Source organism: Dysgonomonas sp. GY75, from assembly GCF_015234155.1.
Taxonomy (GTDB): Bacteria; Bacteroidota; Bacteroidia; order Bacteroidales; family Dysgonomonadaceae; genus Dysgonomonas; species Dysgonomonas gadei.
Map to the genome: position 1 here is coordinate 44,717 of NZ_JADCLQ010000065.1, position 20,001 is coordinate 64,717.

Annotated in this window: 16 protein-coding genes; 11 read left to right on the forward strand and 5 right to left on the reverse strand. The window is 39.1% G+C overall.

Going from position 1 to position 20,001, the window contains the following annotated elements; translation table 11 throughout:
- Positions 1 to 2: 2 nt before the first annotated feature.
- Positions 3 to 842 carry a sugar phosphate isomerase/epimerase family protein gene (locus IR083_RS23335; RefSeq protein WP_194226118.1) on the reverse strand — a complete coding sequence of 280 codons (840 nt, stop codon included), beginning with the start codon at positions 840 to 842 and terminating at the stop codon, positions 3 to 5.
- 172 nt (positions 843 to 1,014) lie between these two features.
- Between IR083_RS23335 and IR083_RS23340 the strand changes: the two genes are divergently transcribed.
- The 7 genes from IR083_RS23340 to IR083_RS23370 all read left to right on the forward strand — a co-directional run bounded on the left by IR083_RS23340 (position 1,015) and on the right by IR083_RS23370 (position 11,486).
- Entirely contained in the window at positions 1,015 to 1,881 is an 867-nt protein-coding gene (locus tag IR083_RS23340; protein WP_194226119.1) for a nucleoside phosphorylase, read from the forward strand.
- Positions 1,881 to 2,537, forward strand: a complete 657-nt coding sequence (locus IR083_RS23345; protein ID WP_194226120.1) for an ElyC/SanA/YdcF family protein — start codon at positions 1,881 to 1,883, stop codon at positions 2,535 to 2,537. Before IR083_RS23340 ends, IR083_RS23345 begins: the two co-directional genes overlap by 1 nt.
- A 33-nt stretch (positions 2,538 to 2,570) precedes the next feature.
- The gene (locus tag IR083_RS23350; protein ID WP_194226121.1) at positions 2,571 to 3,719 is read left to right on the forward strand and encodes a porin; all 1,149 of its coding nucleotides are present in this window, start codon (positions 2,571 to 2,573) and stop codon (positions 3,717 to 3,719) included.
- A gap of 11 nt (positions 3,720 to 3,730) precedes the next feature.
- Entirely contained in the window at positions 3,731 to 4,963 is a 1,233-nt protein-coding gene (locus IR083_RS23355) for an alpha/beta hydrolase family protein (RefSeq protein ID WP_194226122.1), read from the forward strand.
- A 694-nt stretch (positions 4,964 to 5,657) separates the two neighbouring features.
- Complete coding sequence (locus IR083_RS23360) at positions 5,658 to 8,825, forward strand: SusC/RagA family TonB-linked outer membrane protein (protein ID WP_006801055.1); 3,168 nt, start codon at positions 5,658 to 5,660, stop codon at positions 8,823 to 8,825.
- Between the two features lie 12 nt (positions 8,826 to 8,837).
- A complete protein-coding gene (locus IR083_RS23365; RefSeq protein WP_006801054.1) occupies positions 8,838 to 10,502 on the forward strand; it encodes a SusD/RagB family nutrient-binding outer membrane lipoprotein in 1,665 nt (554 codons plus the stop codon).
- A gap of 39 nt (positions 10,503 to 10,541) precedes the next feature.
- Positions 10,542 to 11,486 (forward strand): hypothetical protein, encoded by a 945-nt coding sequence (locus tag IR083_RS23370; RefSeq protein ID WP_194226123.1) that lies wholly within the window; start codon positions 10,542 to 10,544, stop codon positions 11,484 to 11,486.
- Between the two features lie 240 nt (positions 11,487 to 11,726).
- Here the strand turns inward: IR083_RS23370 and IR083_RS23375 are convergent, their stop codons facing one another.
- From IR083_RS23375 to IR083_RS23390, 4 genes are all read right to left on the reverse strand, one after another.
- Positions 11,727 to 12,755, reverse strand: coding sequence for a radical SAM/SPASM domain-containing protein (locus tag IR083_RS23375; RefSeq protein WP_194226124.1), 1,029 nt, complete (start codon positions 12,753 to 12,755; stop codon positions 11,727 to 11,729).
- Positions 12,745 to 13,647 (reverse strand): energy transducer TonB, encoded by a 903-nt coding sequence (locus tag IR083_RS23380; protein WP_194226125.1) that lies wholly within the window; start codon positions 13,645 to 13,647, stop codon positions 12,745 to 12,747. Before IR083_RS23380 ends, IR083_RS23375 begins: the two co-directional genes overlap by 11 nt.
- Positions 13,644 to 14,483 carry an energy transducer TonB gene (locus tag IR083_RS23385; RefSeq protein WP_052303111.1) on the reverse strand — a complete coding sequence of 280 codons (840 nt, stop codon included), beginning with the start codon at positions 14,481 to 14,483 and terminating at the stop codon, positions 13,644 to 13,646. The genes IR083_RS23380 and IR083_RS23385 overlap by 4 nt, the downstream gene beginning before the upstream one ends.
- A 430-nt stretch (positions 14,484 to 14,913) precedes the next feature.
- Positions 14,914 to 15,813, reverse strand: a complete 900-nt coding sequence (locus IR083_RS23390) for a helix-turn-helix domain-containing protein (protein WP_006801049.1) — start codon at positions 15,811 to 15,813, stop codon at positions 14,914 to 14,916.
- A gap of 296 nt (positions 15,814 to 16,109) precedes the next feature.
- On the opposite strand from IR083_RS23390, the gene IR083_RS23395 reads away from it, so the two are divergent.
- Genes IR083_RS23395 through IR083_RS23410 form a run of 4 tightly spaced genes read left to right on the forward strand, consistent with a single transcriptional unit; the run spans position 16,110 to position 19,993 of the window.
- Entirely contained in the window at positions 16,110 to 17,213 is a 1,104-nt protein-coding gene (locus IR083_RS23395; RefSeq protein WP_006801048.1) for an alpha/beta hydrolase, read from the forward strand.
- A 4-nt stretch (positions 17,214 to 17,217) separates the two neighbouring features.
- The gene (locus IR083_RS23400; RefSeq protein ID WP_194226126.1) at positions 17,218 to 17,814 is read left to right on the forward strand and encodes a flavodoxin; all 597 of its coding nucleotides are present in this window, start codon (positions 17,218 to 17,220) and stop codon (positions 17,812 to 17,814) included.
- Between the two features lie 10 nt (positions 17,815 to 17,824).
- Complete coding sequence (locus IR083_RS23405) at positions 17,825 to 18,313, forward strand: nuclear transport factor 2 family protein (RefSeq protein ID WP_194226127.1); 489 nt, start codon at positions 17,825 to 17,827, stop codon at positions 18,311 to 18,313.
- A 3-nt stretch (positions 18,314 to 18,316) separates the two neighbouring features.
- A complete protein-coding gene (locus IR083_RS23410) occupies positions 18,317 to 19,993 on the forward strand; it encodes a carboxymuconolactone decarboxylase family protein (RefSeq protein ID WP_194226128.1) in 1,677 nt (558 codons plus the stop codon).
- Positions 19,994 to 20,001 lie beyond the last annotated feature (8 nt).

The following is a 20,001-nucleotide window of genomic DNA, read 5'->3' on the forward strand; positions in this document are numbered from 1 at the left end:
TTTTACTTCGTAGCATCTATCACCCCTCTAAAATAACCGATAGATTCGGCTATCCCCGCCAGAGGAGTTTTCATATTACGTTCATACTCCAGGCTACAAGCTCCATCGTACTTTACCTCGCGAAGCATACGCACAAATGCGGGAATATCTATAACGCCGCGTCCTATTTCTCCGGTTTTACCTTCTTTACTGGCAGCAGTCGTATTCTTCATATGAATATCAAACACACGGTCTTTGTACTTCTTCAGATCGGCGATGGGATCTTGTCCGTCACGGGCATCATGGCCAATATCGAGACACATACCAATACGCGGATCCAAGTCTTTTACATTCTCGTAAATATCGGTAGCATTCGGATATAACTTGATATCAGGCCCATGCAGATGAATGGCATATTTGAAGTCATACTCTTTCACTTTCTGGTCAACATAGGGCAATACCTCATGATTAGGTACGCCGACAATTAACTTCACCCCTACCCTCTTAGCATAATCGAAAGCGCGGTCTACTTCCTCCTTTGTTTTCATATAGATAGGTCCTACGGCATATCCGGTGACGTTATGAGCCGCGAGTTTTGCATGAAATGCTGCAATCTCCTCATCGGTACTGGCCAGAGGCAGATGAAAGTCTTTAATGCAGAGATAATGGACATCTACTTCCTGCATCATCTTCAATGTCTCATCCAGATTGAAGTTAACAAAGGTATAACCTGCAATGGCAACTTTGAACAGTTCCCTGTCATCCCTTAAGTTTCTTTCCGGTTCTTTTGCATACAGACTGCTACCGGAAAGGAATATGCAACTGCAAATGATTGATAAAAATACGCTTAGTTTTCTTTTCATGGTTATTATCATTTAATATTCAATTTATCTATAAGGAAAGAATAGCTCTTGAGTGTCTCACAAAGTTAAAAATAAAATCAGATTTGTTAAGTCTTTACTTTATATCATTTACAATCTCCCTGATGAACAAAATTGCATATCTTTGCATTTCAAAATACTAAATGGATAAATTATGCGAATAATACCTGATTCAGAATTGATTATCAATAGCGACGGCAGCGTATTCCATCTTCACATAAAACCGGAACAACTATCAGATAAGATAATAATGATGGGCGATCCTGAAAGAGTTACCCTCACAGCTTCGTTTTTCAACACTATAGAATGTAACATACAAAGCCGCGAGTTTCATACCATTACAGGAACTTACAAAGGCAAACGCATAACAGCCATATCACATGGCATTGGGCCTGATAATATAGATATTGTTCTCACTGAGCTGGACGCCTTAGCCAATGTGGACTTCAATACCCGTGAAGTAAAGAAAGGCTTCAAACAACTGACAATGGTACGGGTCGGGACATCAGGCGGATTACAACCATACTGTCCGATAGGATCATATGTAGTAGCGGCTAAATCGATCGGATTCGATGGTGTACTGAATTATTATGACGGACGAAACAGTATCACTTTGAACGATTTTGAAGCGGCATTCAAAAAACATGTAGGCTGGAATCCTCAACATTGTGCGCCTTATGTGATCAAAGCGGATGAAAGCCTTGTGGAACAAGTGGGACACGATATGATAAAAGGTGTGACTATTTCAGCTATCGGTTTTTATGGCCCGCAGGGACGGCATGTGCGCATACCTCTGGCCAATCCCGATCTGAACAGCAAGATAGAAACATTCCGCTTCGGGGAAGATATGATAACCAATTATGAAATGGAAAGTGCTCCGCTCGCAGGATTAGGGCGACTGATGGGACATCGCGCCATGACTGTATGTACAATTATCGCCAACCGCCTTGCCGGCGAATCAAACGCTAATTATAAAGGTTCGATAGAAGATTTAATCAAAAAAGTACTAGACCGCATTTAATGAAGCCTTACACGAAAAAGAAATTAACTAAAGTTTTGTTGATAATACTTATACCTCTGATAATTATCGGACTGGCAATCCTCTTTGCTAACTGGAAGATCCCCCATGACACCAAGAATTACGTCTTTAACCACACTGATAGTATTCCGCCACAAAAGGCTGCATTAGTATTGGGAGCAGCCAGATATATAGGAGGCCGCCAGAATTTATACTTTACATACCGCATCCGGGCAGCCAAAGAGCTATACGATGCCGGAAAGGTAAAGGCTTTTGTTGTGAGTGGAGATAACAGCACAAAAGACTACAATGAAGCTCAGGATATGCATGATGCTTTAGTAGAAGCCGGAGTACCCGGAGACATTATATACATGGATTACGCAGGACTGCGCACACTAGACTCAGTAGAGAGAATGAGTGAGATATTCGGACAAAAATCTTTTATTATCGTATCTCAGGAGTTTCATAACGAAAGAGCTATATTCCTTGCTCAATATTACGGATTGGAGGCATACGGATACAATGCAAAAGATATTGATCTGAACCGCTTTTCGTACCGTACTAAAATAAGAGAATTATTTGCGCGGGTGAAAGTCTTTGTCGACATCATTACGGGCAAAGGGCCAAAATATCTTGGTGAACCTATAAATATCAATTAATTTATATAAATAATAAACCATTCAAAAGACTTTATGAAGAAACTGCTACTTGTACTCTCTTTATTTACAGCATGCTCTTTGACTTACTCACAAGATTCGAACAGTGAACTTCTAAAAAAATTAGTAGAGAAGAATATACTCACACAAGATGAAGCCGATTCTTTACAGGTATCATCAAATAAGAATACCGGGAATAGTTCGCTTTCCCAATCCGTAGATAAAATAAGACAGGCATTCAATACCCCATATATGCAATTCGGGGGATATGGTTTGTTGATGTATAAGTATAGTGATGTAAACAAAGTAAAGCATGACCTGAGTACCAGAGTCGTTTTCCTGCATATGCAAGGGCAAATCTTCAAAGATCTCAAATACTTTGTAATGATGGAGTTTGTGAACCCTACACTGACTGAATATTATGTAGACTGGACTCCTTCGAGCAGTTTTAATCTTAGGATAGGACAAATGAAAACCCCTTTTTCTCTCGAGAATCAATTCTCTCTTACTGCTCTGGAGTCAATCACCAATACACGTTCCGTCTCTGCTTTTGCGGGTATGGGTGACGATGTTTTAAAATTACAAAACAACAGAAATAACATCGGACGCGACATGGGTATTAAAGCATCCGGCAGCCTCATCAATACCGGTACTCACGACCTTCTCGAATATGGGCTCGGTATATATCAAGGAACAGGCCTCGTTACCAATGAAACAAACAATTCGAAAGATTTTACAGCTAATATTATGTTGCAACCTGTAAAGGGATTCCGCATAGGTGGTGGCGGATATTTTGGCGAAGCTACGTATATAAAGGCCGGAGATAGTGAAAGAAACGACCATGTCCGGAATCGTTGGATTGTCAGTTCAGATTATAAAAACGACAGGTTATATGCACGTGCCGAATGGATAAAAGCCAATGATGGAGGTATTGCCAAAGAGGGTATCCACGGTGTGGGACTATGGTACTTTATACCCGAAAAGTTAAATGCATTCGCAAAAATTGATTATCTGAATCAGAATAAGGAGATTAATAATGAAGTGATGGATTATACTCTGGGTATAAATTATTACTTTTACAAATCGTGCCGCTTCCAACTCAACTATACCTATTCCGATTATTCATCTAAATGGAATGCTCCAAATTCGAATGTTGTTTTAGGGCAGATGCAAATTGTATTCTAAAATATACACTGATGAAGAACTTTATAAACAAACTCATTTCATGTTTTCTTTTACCATTATTGGTAATATCCTGTAATATCAATAGCCAATCATCACTGATAAAAAGTGAAAACACAATAAAGACAATAAAGGCCGATGTTATCAGAGAAAATTACAGGCAATACCTAAAAAACAGCCTGAAACTATCAGATTCTGTTTTAACGGATGAATTACGAAAGATAAAATATGATATCACTTTCACAAAGGTAACATATGAGGCAACAGACCCGTTCGGGAAAACAAAGATATTGTCGGGACTTATTGGCTATCCGGTTTTACCTGCCGGAGATAAAGATAAACAATTAAGCATTGTCTCCATCCAGCATGGAACACTGTTTGATGAGTCCGACGCCCCATCCCTTAATAAATTTAAAGATGCCACTACTGTAAAAGATGCTTTAAGCCTTATCCCTGCTACCCACGAAAATGGGTATATTGTAGTAGTTCCCGACTATTTCGGTTATGGTGCAAACGAAAAGGACATGCATTATTATGAAGTAAGATCATCATTGGCAGAAGCCGCCCGGAAGCTAATCGAAGCTGTCCCATCATTTGCACAGGATAAGTCTCTACATATCAATCCTACCAAGCTGTTCCTTTTCGGTTATTCCGAAGGCGGCTTTGCTACAATGTCGACACTGAAGTCGTTCAGTGAAAACCCCGGAAATTTTACCGATATAACAACTGTTGCCGGAGCAGGAGCTTATGATAAAGTAGAAACAGCAACCCATGTGATTCAGCAAACATCCGGCGACTCGCCCTATTTCACAGCATCCTATCTATGGGTATTGCTTACATATAACAAAGTATATAATATAAACCGAAACTTAAATCAGTTGGTACAACCGGAGATAGAGTCTGTTGTGAAAAAATATACCGAAACTGACAAAATCATGCAGGAACAGCAAATTCCTTCTGTTCCTTCAAAAGCATTTAATCCTATTTTTGTGAAAGGTATTTCAGAAAAAACTGATGAGGCTTTTATAAAAGCTTTAATAGACAATGATGTAAGTAATTTCGAAGCAAAAGGAACAGTAGTCCTTGTTCATGGAACAAAAGACACATGGGTACCTACTTTCAACACAGAATTAGCATATGACCGTTTACAAAAAAGAGGAGTAAATGTCAGCACACATTATTTTGAAGGAGGGACACATTCTACCACCTATCCTATCTTTGTTCTCAAAGCACTAAAGAACTTATAATCTAGGTAAAAGACCTACTGGATATAGAATATCTGAAATCGGGAGGTCTGTTCAGACTGTTAAGATTAACGATAAGTTTTTGGTTATACGGGAACTTACTAAATGAAATTTTATTGTATCTGAATTTCACATTCACCGTTTAAATTGTAAAAAATTAACACCTCCTTACACTAGCATTAAAATATTTTAATATCTTTGCTGTATCAAACTATAGAAGAATTATCTGAAGTAGAGACTAACTATATGATTAGCCGTACTTAATCTCTCTTCTCAAATTATAAAATCAAGATGAACCCTCAGTTAATATGGCCCTAAGAAACCAAATCAACGAAAAAATATCAACTTTACTCTTTATTCTTCCTGTTGAAAATTTGGAGGTTAGCCATATTTTGTTAGAGAGAGAGAGAGAGAGAGAGAGAGAGAGAGAGAGAGAGAGAGAGAGAGAGAGAGAGAGAGAGAGAGAGAGAGAGAGCAATTAGCTAAAAAAAGGCACAAAAACAATAGACCGGATATAATAAAGAGCATCCGGCTATCATTTTATCATAAAAAACCTTCATTAAGGAAACATATGCGTTTCCTTAATGAAGGTTTTTTGCGTTTGTACCAGCGAATGAATCGGGCCTAAAGAAATATTCTCAAATTATAATGTCGAGTTGATATAAAAAACAATATTTAGCTATTAATTACAATTATTATGAAGAAAAGAGTGGTGTTAATTTTATCCTGCTTATTGCTAAGCATCGGATTTATAGTAGCACAAACAACGAGGATTTCCGGTACTGTGGTAGACAGTAATGGGGAGCCCGTTATTAGTGCTTCAGTTGTAGTGAAAGGAACTACTACGGGTACAATAACTGATTTGGACGGTAAGTTTTCTATTAATGTGCCCGAAGGGAATAATGTACTGGTATTTTCATTGATCGGAATGAAAACAATGGAAACTAAACCCGTTCAGAACATGAAAGTAGTACTGCAAAGTGATGAAAACATATTAGACGAAGTCGTTGTTACGGCAATGGGTATCAGTCGCTCTGATAAAGCTTTGGGGTATGCGGTTGCCAAGGTAGATCCGAGCAATGCGGTGCAAAAAGCTGAACCCGATTTGTTTCGTTCGTTGAGTGGAAAAATACCCGGAGTACAAATAAGTTCCTCTTCATCTGTGGCAGGTAGCGCTACAAAAGTATCTGTCCGGGGGAACTCTTCCATATACGGAAGTAATGACCCATTGTATGTAGTGGATGGTATTCCTTACAGTAATCCGGAAGTTACTACCGGCAGCAGGCTTACTTCAGCAGGTGCTTACGGAACGGGAATTTCGACCTTAGACCCGAATGATATTGAAAGTATGAGCGTTCTTAAAGGTGCGGCAGCTGCGGCATTATATGGTTCACGCGCAGCAAATGGTGTTATCCTGATTACGACAAAATCGGGTGCAAAAAAGACACGTCCATCTCAAAAAGGTACTGAAGTTACAATAACATCATCTTATGCATGGGAAAACGTTGCGTCTTTACCTGATTATCAAAATACATACGGCCCGGGATCGAATTTTGTGTATTCGAATGCCAATGGCTCGTGGGGACCGGCTTTCTCTGACATGGAAACCTTTCCGACATGGCCTAATTACCTTGCTGCCTATCCGAATATGCCTGTGACTCAAGAGTATAAAGCTCAACCTAATAACGTAAAGAACTTATTTCGTACCGGTGGTTTATTAGATCTCTCTGCAAATATTGTGAGTTACAACGACAAAGGAAACTTTAATCTGACAGTATCCCGCGCAGATCAGGACGGATACATTCCTCATTCGGAATTTGAACGGAGTTCATTTAGCGCAGGAGGAAACCAGAAACTGGATAATGGTATACGGGTAGGGGGAACTTTATCATATAGCCGGACTATTCAGGACGGACCATTTTTCGGAGCAGGCAGCTATACGGGATCGGCAAGTTCATTCGCACGTACGCTACTTTTACCTCGCAACTTCGATACCTCCAGCGCATTACCGTACGAAACTGTAACCGGAGCAAATTTATTCCCGCTTAGTGGGGTGGATAATCCGCTATGGTCATGGAAGAACAATACGATAAATACAGTAACCGACCGTACTGTAACGACAATGAATACCGGTTATGATTTTACCAATTGGTTGTCATTCGACTATACATTTGGATGGAATCAATATGAAATGGCGCGTAAACAGGTTATAAATATCGGTTCTGCGGCAAGTTCAGGCAAAGGATATATATTGAATGATAATTATAAAGTACAAGAACTGGAATCGATTTTTGTGCTCACGTTCAAAAAAGACTTCGGACCGGATTACAATCTGAAAGCTGCACTGGGGCACAATGTGAACCAACGCACTTCCTTAAGGGCTATGCAAGATGGAACAGAAATGATATTCAAAGATATTTATAATGTGGATAATACCCAAACCCAAACAGCATCAGAGTCATACAGCAGAAGGCGATTATGGGCTCTGTTCGCTGACGTAACATTTGGCTACAAAAATTATCTCTACCTGAATGCGACTCTGCGTAACGATCATTCGTCTACATTACCGAAAGATAATAACAGTTACTATTATCCTGCATTTACAGGCTCTTTCATATTCAGTGAAATTATAGGCGTGAATCCTGACATATTGAGTTTTGGTAAACTTCGTCTTGGTTGGGGACAAGTAGGTAATGACGCTTCTCCCTATTATAAGAATGGAACGTATCTTCAGGATACGCCTTTTGACGGCCGTCCGATTATGTTGTTACCGACAACAACCTATGATCCGAATCTAAAACCTGAATTTACTACAGAATTTGAGATAGGAACTGAGCTTAAGTTCTTTCGGGATCGTATAGGCATCGATTTTTCTTGGTATAACAGATCTATTACGGATATGATCGCTCCTATCAGTTTGCCTCGCTCGACAGGCTCAAGCAGTTATTATACAAACTTTGGAGAAATTAATAACAAAGGAATTGAAATAGGGCTATCAGCGACACCTCTCAATCTGCAAAACTCATTCAGATGGGATATATTCGCTACATTTACACAGAATAAGAGTAAAGTTATTTCGCTAACGAATGGGGTTGAACGCCTTACTCTGTCAACGGGATCTACCAGTGAACCACAACCTACCATGCAACCGGGCTCACCTTATGGTATTCTTCGTGGAACTAAGATCGCTCGCGACGAAGAAGGTACCCCTTTAGTAAACCCATCTACCGGAGCTTATATGGTCGATTCTGAATTAGGTGAATTGGGCAATCCTTATCCGGATTTCAAATCAGCCATTACGAATACACTATCATTTAAAGGAGTTACATTCAGCTTTATGTTCGATATGAGTGTAGGTGGAGTTATTGTTTCAGGTCCAGCATCCGATATGTTGGGCAGGGGGGTAACCAAGTATAACGAAGACCGCTTAGGAACCCGTATTCTTCCGGGAGTTTTGGCCGATCCGAATACACATAAACCAATATTGGATGCGAACGGTAATAAAATACAAAATACCGTGCAAATCAGTGAAAACGATCTGTGGTTTGCATCAGCTAGTACCAACCCGACATTTGCAATGAACGGCGTACATGAATTCCAGACTTTCGATGCTACGGTATTCCACCTGAGTGAAATCTCTCTTGGTTATGATATACCAAAAAAATGGTTAAAGAAAACATTTATAGGCTCAGCTAGTTTTTCTGTAATCGCAAGAAACTTATGGCACTACGCTCCTGGATTTCCGAAATATCTGAACTACGATCCAGGATCCAACTCTTTCGGTTCAGGAAATGTACAAGGTATTGACAGGGAGACTGCACCTACGACACGAAGAATAGGGTTGAACCTAAGATTAACATTCTAAATATATAGAAAAATGAAAAATAGACTAACATTCTTTTTTATAATATCAGCTTTTCTTTTTACAACATCTTGTACAAAAGATTGGTTGGATATCAATGATGATCCGAATGCCCCTACAACTCCGGAACTTTCCCAATTGTTATCGGGTAGCCAAAGATATATGACTTCTGCACTTGGACAAGGTAACTTTATTGGAAATAATTTATCTTCTTATACTCACCATCTGGTGTCACGCGAGGTACAAAATTATGGGATGACCACTACTGCCAATAATATCTATAATTCTTGGAATTATTTTTATATTTATTCACTCATTGATTTTGATGCTATTATCAAGAATGCCGAACCGGATGGAAATCTAATTTATGCGGGAATTGCTAAAACATTAAAAGCATACACGTTTTCCATGATGGTAGATCTTTGGGGAGATGTTCCTTACTCTGAGTACAATATACCCGGATTAACTGCACCTAAAGCCGACAAAAGCGCTTCGATCTATAATTCGGTAATTGCTTTATTGGAAGAGGGACTGGCTGATTTACAAAATAGTACGGCAGCCAATCCTTTAAAACCGGGAGACGACGACTTTTTTTATAGTGGAAATAAAGACAAATGGATTCGTCTGAACAATACAATCAAACTGAAATTATTGTTGCAGACGCGGTTAGCAAAATCTGACATTACTGACTGGCAAAAAAGACTGTCCGACTTAATCACAGCAAACAATTTTATCGCTTCGGGAGAAGATTTCCAATTCTGGTATACAGCAAAATTAAGTCCGGACGAACGTCATCCTACCTTTGTATCTGAATATGCCAATAAGGGTACAACTCACTATATCAGCCCTTACTTCTATGAAATGATGAAAGGCCTCACATACAACAATACTAAAAATCCGTTTGCAGGAATCACAGATCCACGGGTACCGTATTATTTCTACAATCAGTTGAAAACAGGTCAGGCAGCACAAAACAATCATTCTTATCGTGAAGGTAATTTCCTAACTATCTTCTTCGCCGACAACGGCTCAAATAATGCAGGCGATCAATCCAGTTCCATGAGTAAAGTCGGCATCTATCTCTGCGGAGGAAAATATGATGATGGTAATGGAGGTGCTGTATCCGCAAATACCGGTAATGGTGTGGCTCCACTTAAACTTGTTACATTTCATTCACTCAAATTTATGCTGGCTGAATTGGCCCTTACCGGTGAGATAAACGGCGATGCAAAGGCTTTATTTAAGGAAGGAATGAATGCTTCTATTGCACATGTAAATGCAGTCGCGGCAAAACAAAGTAATATTCCTACAATTGCGACAGCCGACAGAGACGCATTCACGACTTCAGTACTAGCCAAATATGACGCAGCTTCAGATGCAGGTAAACTGGAGATCATCATGACACAAAAATGGATCGGGAATATCTTCTCTCCGGAAGATGCCTATACAGATTACCGCAGGACAGGCTATCCGGAGTTGTTCAATCCGGCTAATACGGCAGATCCGGGATATGGAGTAAATCCTACCGTTACTGCACTCTCTCCGGCACGGGTACCTATTGCTCCAATAGTATCTTTCCCTAGATCATTATATTATCCTACAACTACCGAAACGGATCTGAATCCAAATCTGGAGCAAAAGACGAACTTGTCGGCTAAATTTATATTCTGGGATAAATAAAACAGAGCGATTGATAGACAATTTAAAGTTAAAAGAAATATGAAAAAAATATATTTATATATTCTTGCGGCAATTACGATATGCTTAATTACAGCAAGTTGCGACAAGGATCTTCCGTTCCCTATAGATGAAGTAAAAAGAGGGGTTGTCATTGATATTTTGAGAGTACCCGGAACTGATGGTGTCCTTTCAGATGGCCAAACAACCGGAAACTATCAGGTAAAACTGACTATCCCTACTCAGCAAGGCGACTATTCAATGATGGATCATGCACAATTGTTAGCTGTGTTAAATGATGGGACCAAAACGACTGCTCAGGTGGTTGTGGATAACATTACAAGCTTTCCGTCGACAATATCGATTAATATGGCTGATGTGTATGGTAAGTTTGGAAAAACATCTCCGGCCTTGGGTGAAACATTAAATTTCACTGTGAATGTTGTATTAAAAAGCGGAGAAGTAATTCCGGGCTGGAATCCAAATACAAATGTTTATAATAATCAGGCTTTTGCAGGCTGGCAAATTGAAGGCCGGGGCCTTTCTTATCGTGTACAATATTCTGTTGTATGTCCATTCGTTCCGGAAACAACATTTGTTGGAACTTTTCAATGTACTGAAACGTCTTCTTATGGTAATGATGCCTATGCAGTGACATTATCTCATCATACTGGCAATCCTGAAACGATTCCGGCTGGTGTAGATCCAGCAAAATTATATGGTATAAGGATTGAGCCTATTTCTCCTAATATTTGGGAGGGTGCTCGTGAATATACATTGATTTGGATAAATACGGAAGATTTTTCGATTGTGGCTACAGACCAGCCTACAGGAGATGATTACCAAGGAAATCCCGCGACTCCGGTTGTCTGGAGATTTAAAGATGCTTCTGTTTCCACATGTACCCGGCAGATAAAATTTACAGCAACACCAACTATTGTGGGAGTTGGATCTTATGCTGCTTTCACATTTACGATAAAACCGTAAATGTAGAAATAATAAACACAATGAAATAGGGGACAGGATACACTCCTTATAATGTTGCATCCAATTCATACAAACACTTTTTAATGCAGTGATGCATCAACCCTAAAAGAGACCGGGCCCGGTCTCTTTTTTTATATACATACTGATTAAATAGATACGGAATATCTATCTAAATTTTAAAAATAATATAAGATGAGACTATTTCTTGAATTAAAGGCGTTTTACTCCTGATTGATCAAATCAAATTAATTCCTCACTAGTCAATATAGGATCTACATGTTCCAATCCTAATCCACATTGTTCAGAAGCTGCACGGCAACCACCACGACAAATATCCCATTTGTCACATTTACAGCAATACTCAGGAACAATCTCATTCCACGAATTGGCGTATGGGGAATACAAGATTTGTCTTAAATCTTGTTTGTAAATATTTCCAGCCACTACAGGAGAATGATTGCACAGACGAATATTCCCATTAATATCCATCGTTATTGGCTTTTGTAATACGTTATCGGAACAATGGCCAAACATGATATTTGGATACATCTCTGGATCAATAAGACAGTCGGGAGAACACACATTGGAAGAAATAACCAAGCCCAATTCCTCAGCTTTGGCATTAGCTATTGTAAATGCTTTTTTCAATTGATTATGATTAGCCGAAACAGATGCCGGATTGGCAACACCGCACCCACCGATATTGTACCGGTTCATCATAATTCGTCTTAAACCTAAATCGGATATAAAGCCCAACGTATCAGATAGGACTTCTATATTATATCTTGTCAATACTATTACAGGAACCGGATAACCACCGATACCTTGCACTGTCCGAATAGAGTTAATAGATTTCTTCCAACTTCCGTGTACCTGTGTAATATAATCATGTACAGTTTCGTCCGCTGAATGTATGGGAAACTCAAACAGAGTAATTCCCATAGCTATCATATCGTCATAGTCCTCTGCTGTGCCTTTATACCCATTACTGATAACTGTGACCGTTTTACCTTCCATCCGGCAAAAAAGAGCAATCTCTTTGATACGTTGAGCGACAAAAGGTTCCCCTCCCGTAAGGGTAATATTACGGATATCCACCTGCGAAAAAACTTGTTTCAGGGTTTTGATTGCTTTATTGTATGAATTGAATGATTGATGTTGTGCACCAGGTATCTTCCAGATATTGTAACAATAACGGCAAGCAAGATTGCATTTATCAGTCAGTTCAAAGGCAATATTATATAGCTGTAATCTTTCCTTATTTTTCATCTCCGAAATCCAGACTAATAGTCATCGTTGTTTTAACCGGCTTGCCATCATAATGAATTCCGGGTTCCCATACTCCGGACAACGATAAGGCTCTCAAGGCTTCTTTATCTGCATCTTTTGATAGCTTACCGATCACTTTTTTATCTACCAGTCTCCCTTTTTTATCAACGGCAAAACTAAGAATAACTTCTCCTTTGACGTTATCATTCTTCATCTGTTCGCTATACCGGATATTACCTTGTATCCATTTTTGGAAGCTTTCAAGATCGCCGGCAGGAGAAACCGGCTTTTTAGATATTTCATTATACGAAATCTTAGTTATTGGCTTCACTCCCGGTGAATATATATCATCCCGGAATCTTGGATCACTAACAACAATGACTTCGTAGCAGAGAATCATATCTGAATCTTTCATTGTTATTATTGCTTCACCTCCTATCATAGTTGAAACTGAGATTTCCCGGCTTTCCATACCAACAAAAGAAAACACTAACCTGTCAGTAGATTTAACCTCAATACTAAAGGTTCCGTCTATACCAGAAACTATTCCATTTGTAGCTCCTTTTGCAACAATTGATACTCCGGCTATAAAATCGCCATGCTCATCCTTTACTCTTCCCTTTATTTCTATAAGACTATCGCGCCTATTGTTCTGTTTTTCTAAAGAAGAAGTAGTCCTAGTTTTTATTTCTTTATTTTGAGGTACACGAGGAGGTATCGTATCATAACAACTTATCTCTACTTTTCGCTGTGCTTGAACTGTTGTCCCTGCTATGCCAATAATCAATGTACCTAGTAATAATTTATACTTGACAAAGATCGGCGATCCGTTTGTCTTGTCCGCAAGAAAAGAGAATAGGCAAAATAATATATTATATGATTTGAGTTTCATTCTATGTCGCTACTAAGATTAACCGTTATTGTTATTCTTGTTTTTACCGGATCCCCATAAATCTGCCCGGGTTTCCATCTTTTAGATTTCGATATAACATTAAGGACTTCCTTATCCGCTTCTTTCGATAGGCTTTTTACAATCTTTTTATTTATTACTTTCCCTTTTTTGTTTATAATAAAGCTGAGTTTTACCACTCCTTCTATTCCATCTCTGCGCATTTGTTCTGTATATCGAATATTACGTTGGAGCCATTTTTCAAAGTCTTCAAGATTACCGACAGGAGATATGGGCTTTATTATTACCTGGTCATAATCGAATTCTCTTTCTTTGAGTCTGGAAGCATATATGTCATCATTATTATATGGATTAACACTAATACCATAACACATGATACCTGTAAGTTCATTTGTAATATTCATCTTTAATGATTTGCTTGTTATAGAATCTATGCTTACAGAACTTTTGGGTTTTATTACTGGCCCGTCAACGACCTGAACCGCATAACAAGCAATACCTGATCGGTTTTTAACTATTGATCTACTACCGACAACAACTACTTCTTTAACATTTAAAGTATCTGAGGTCTGTTGTATTTCAGTTGAATCAACAGCGACTTTATAGCAGGATGCCATCTCTGAATAAAGAGGTATTCGAAGAGGGATCGTATCATTTATGACCTCTTTCTTTTGAGCTTTTGCAGATGTCCCTGCCAATCCAATAATAAGAGTGCCTAATAATAGTTTGTATTTAACAAAAAAACTCGCTCCATTCGTCTTATCAGACAGAAAGGAAAATACATAAAAAATAGATTTGTACAATTTGAGTTTCATCATATATTTTTATCTATAGAGCTATTAGGATATTCTATAAATGTAGTAGTTTTTATTTATGTTTGTTTTATATTGTACAAATAATTAGGGCAAACGCATCAAAATTCATAAAGCTGTTTTTCAGCCTCATGTAGGGGCGTATTGCATACGCCCAATTGTGACATTTTGCTATGCGGGCGTATGCAATACGCCCCTACAGGCCTTCGATAGAAGTTGAACAATTTGATGCGTTTGCCCTGAAACCAATCAGCAAAGCGGTTGTGATTATGTAATTGAGTGCGATCCTATTCCTGAATGAAAAATTCTGCATATCTAGTCGTTAGCTATATACCATTTGACAAACTGGAATCTTTCTTTAAGGAATACTTGAAATAGAGTGGATATAAACATACGATATATAACGAGAGAATTTTTACGGATTCTCTCATTTTTATTAATTCATCAACCGATAATCACTTGGCGAACTACCCACAATCTTCTTAAACATCCGGCTGAAATGATGCGGATATTTAAACCCTAATTCATAAGCAATTTCATTTACCGACTTATCGGGGTGGTACAGTTTATCCTTTGCCTTTTCAATAACCTTTATCTGGATATACTCCTGAGCGGATTTACTTGTTTCTTTTTTGATTAAATCCCCGAAATAATTGGCTGACAAATGAAGTTCATCTGCAAAATACTGCACCGAAGGTAAACCGATTGTTTGCGGTTTATCCGATTCGAAGTAACCGTTAAGCAGTTCCTCGAACCGGGACAATACATCTTTATTTATATTCTCACGGGTAATGAATTGGCGGTCATAAAAGCGCAGGCAATGATTAAGAAAAACCTCAATATTCGCCGTAATGATGGCTTTACTGTGTTTATCAACAGAATGACTCAATTCGTCTTTTATTTCCTGAAAACAATTCACTATAATCTGCCGTTCACGTTCCGACATATGCAGCGATTCATTCGATTCGTAAGAGAAAAACGAATAATCATTCATTTTCTGTCCAAGCAGTGTACCCCGAAGCAAATCGGGATGAAAACATAACCCCCAGCCCTGCATTTTGAAAGTTTCGCCCGTATCATCTTTTCCGGCCACTTGTCCCGGAGCAATAAAAACAAGCGTACCTTCCTGATAGTCGTATGTATGGCGGCCATAAATCAAATCGCCGCATTTAACATCTTTCAGGAAAATGAAATAGAAACCATATCTTTTACGGATATGATGAAATTCTTTTGTGACTGTGGAAAAGTCGATAGAACTTACCAAAGGGTGCAGCGTTTCTATTCCCAGAAAACTGTTATAATCGTGTATAGTATCAAAATTCAATATTTCGCTCATAATTTCTGATTTTATGTATAACAAATATATAAAAAGCCGAAAGCAATCAAATTTATTTGAATTGCTGAGGCGCACCTATATTTTGTAAAAATAAGGCTTCTTGTTTAAAATCTACCATCCCATGCTGTAAATCAGTAATAATGGTATAAGAAACTGTAATTTGTGTATATGATTGATATTCTATAAAGTAGCAATCAGTAATAATGGTAGGAGAATCAGTAATCTGTCTATTTACATGGGGTATTTTTCAGCGTAAGTTTGTAACATGAAAATTATAAACTTATAATCCGTAAAATATGAAGCAAAGGAATAGCGTAAAAGAGATAGTATTTATAATAAGTATCCTCCTTATTTTCTCGGCTTGTAATCAAAATAAGGAAAAAGATATGAACGGACTACTTGTAATAAAAGAACAGGGCAGTTTTGCCGTTGGTGGCTCGGTGATTCAAAATGAAGGTACATATAATGGCAACAACTTCGATAACTTCAAACCTTATCCCGAAGGGCAAACCTATCACGGCGACCATGCCTATGTATTTTACCAGATACCCGACAAAGCCCGGCAATTACCTCTTGTTTTTCTGCATGGAGCAGGGCAATCCTCCAAAACATGGGAAACGACACCCGACGGGCGTGAAGGCTTCCAGAATATTTTTCTCCGTAGAGGTTTCAGTACATACTTAATCGACCAACCCCGCCGGGGAAAAGCAGGAAGAAGCACGGTTGCATCTACCATCGAACCCATTGCCGACGAGCAAATGTGGTACGAAATATTCCGTATAGGTATATGGCCCGATTATCACGAGGGAGTACAATTCCCGAAAGATAGCCAGAGCCTCGAAAACTTCTTCCGCCAAATGACGCCGAATACAGGCGCATTCGACAACGAAGTAATCAGCAACAGCATGTCTGCCCTTTTTGATAGAATAGGCTCAGGTATTCTGGTAACACATTCGCAAGGAGGCCTTCCGGGATGGTTTACAGGCATAAAAAATCAGCATGTAAAAGCCATCGTTGCCTATGAGCCGGGAACCTACCCATTCCCCAAAGGAGAAGTACCCCAACCAATAAGCGGACGTACAGGAATATTATCAGGTGTTGAAGTTTCGATGGAAGATTTCATGAAACTGACTAAAATTCCTATTGTGATGTATTTCGGCGATTATATACCTGATGAAGTAACCAACGAACTCGGAGGAGAAAACTGGCGGACACGTCTGGCATTAGGGCGATTATTCGTTGAAGCTATAAACCGTCACGGCGGTGATGCTACTTTAGTTGAATTACCCAAAATAGGCGTATTTGGCAATACCCATTTTCCGATGTCTGACCTCAACAATGTAGAAATAGCCGATTTGCTTTCCGGTTGGTTGAAAGAAAAAAACTTAGATAAAAAATAGAAACATGAAGAATTTAATTTTAACCCTATTCATGATGCTAATAATATGCCCCGTGTCGGCATGTTCAGGTAATAACGAAAATATTTGGGAAGATAAAGAGCAGATACCCTCCGAAGTAACAGACCGGAAGATTCTTATCGCCTATTTCAGTTGGGGAGGAACCACGCAGCAAGTTGCCGAAAATATTGCCAAACATACCGGAGGAACACTTTTCAAAATAGAAACTGTAAATCCTTATCCTACTGAATATGTACCCTGTACCGAAGTGGCAAAAGTGGAACGTGATGAAGGAATACGTCCGGCATTAAAAACTGAAGTTGAAAATCCGGATGAATACGATACCATTTTTGTAGGCTGTCCTGTTTGGTGGCATACCGCACCAATGGCAATTTGGTCGTTTCTGGAAAGTGAAAATTATAATTTCAAAGGAAAAACAATCATTCCGTTTTGCACATATGCCGCCACATATAGGGATGAAACACTGGCTAAAATAGTAGAACTTACTCCCGATTCCGAGCATCTGAAAGGTCTTGGAACTACCAACAGAAATGCTGATGTAACACCGTGGCTGAAAGAGATCGGTATTATTTCAAATCAATAATATTATAGATATGGAAAAGAAAACAAAAGTGATTGTGTTGGTTCTTGCTTTAAGCATATTATTCGGCATTCAAGAAGCATATGCGCAGCAAGAAGTAAAAAACGATGATAAAACAAAGCAGGAATTAATCGACCTGTCAAAAACTAAATGGCAATGGATGGCAGAGTTTAATACCGAGGCATTATCCAACTTATTCCATGATAAGGTTGTATTTGTACATATGGGTGCAACCTTTACAAAAGAGCAAGAATTAGATGTAATTAATAAAAAGAATATTATTTACAAACATGCTGATATAAAAGAAATATCTGTACAGGTAGATGGAGCGACTGCCATTCTTCTGAACCGAATCCACCTAGAATCCATTGTAGGCGGCAATGAAGTTGTAAATCCGTTTATCGTAGCCGAAATATATATCAGGAAAGACAACGAATGGAAATTGATGGCGATGACCTTCACTCGCCAGGCGCATGAATATGAACTTAATTTAAACAATTGAAAGATGAGAAATATAAATTTATATATAGCAATAATGATTTTGTTGCTGGGCATATCCGGCAACGTAAATGCACAGAATAATATGTTAGATAAAAAGCAGGAAAAAATAGTAACCATCACCGCTTTTACGGCAAGGGGTGATTTAGACAAATTAAAACTCGAATTAGTAGCAGGGCTTGAAGCCGGATTGACGGTTAGTGAAATTAAAGAAGTATTAGTACATCTGTATGCTTACAGCGGCTTTCCCAGAAGCCTGCGCGGACTGCAAACTTTTATGAGCGTATTGGATGAACGCAAAGCAGCCGGTATAAACGATAACCCCGGACGTGAAGCCTCACCCGTTACCGATACCCGCGATAAATACGAGCGTGGAAAAGAAATCCTTTCCGAACTTCAAGGTATTACTCCACCGGCCGGACGCGCAACCGCAGGCTATGCAGGTTTCAGTCCCGAAATAGAAACATTCCTGAAAGAACATCTTTTTGCTGATATATTTGAGCGGGATGTACTGACCTATGCTCAGCGTGAACTGGTTACGGTATCGGTAATAGCTGCATTGGGCGATTTGCAACCCATGCTGACTTCACACATGGGGCTGGCACTCAATACCGGTATAACTCCCACTCAACTAAAACAGGTTGTAGAAATAATCACTACAACTATTGGACAGTTAGAAGGCACACAGGCAAAATCAGTCCTTGCCGATGTATTTCAAAGTCGCAATATAGAAACTGACATTGATCCGTCTATGAGAGCCGAAAACAGAGTAAGTGTCCAAAAAGTTTCATTCCCCAACCGTTTTCTTAATACGGTGGTAGGTAATCTGTACTTTCCTCCAAACTATGATACAAACAAGAAGTATGCAGCTATCGTTGTAGGTCATCCGTTTGGTGGAGTAAAAGAACAAACTTCAGGACTTCATGCACAAAAAATGGCAGAGTTAGGTTATGTCACTCTTGCATTCGATGCTACACATTATGGCGAAAGCGGTGGTTATCCACGCTATATTGAATCACCCGAAGCCCGTGTGGAAGATTTCAGTGCGGCGGTTGATTTCCTTAGTAATCATAAAAACGTAAATCCGGAGGCAATCGGAGTTATCGGCATTTGTGGCGGTGGTGGTTATTCGGTCAGTGCAGCGCAAATAGACCACAGGATAAAAGCGGTAGCTACCATTAGCATGTATGATATGGGGCGCGCCCGCCGTCAAGGATTAGGCGATGTGATAACATATGAACAGCGCATGAAAACATTGGATGATATAGGCGAACAACGTACAAAAGAGTTTAATGGCGCAGCAAGAAAAGATATTGCAGCTATTCCTACCGGGCTTAGTCCCAACGATACGGAAAATACACGGGAATTTTTCGATTACTACCGTACACCACGTGGAGGGCATCCAAACTCAACTACGAGTTATTCTTATACGAGCCTTGCGCCGATGATGAACTTCTTTCCGTTTGCTCAAATAGAAACTATCTCACCAAGACCTCTGTTATTTATAGTTGGTGAGCGTGCCGTATCAGCTTATTTCAGTGAAGATGCGTATAGCAAAGCTGCCGAGCCGAAAGAGTTGTTTGTTGTGCGGGGAGCCTCACATGTAGATTTATACGACAGACCGGAATATATGGGTATTTCATTACCTAAATTGAATTCATTCTTTAAACAATATCTGAAATAATAAAACAA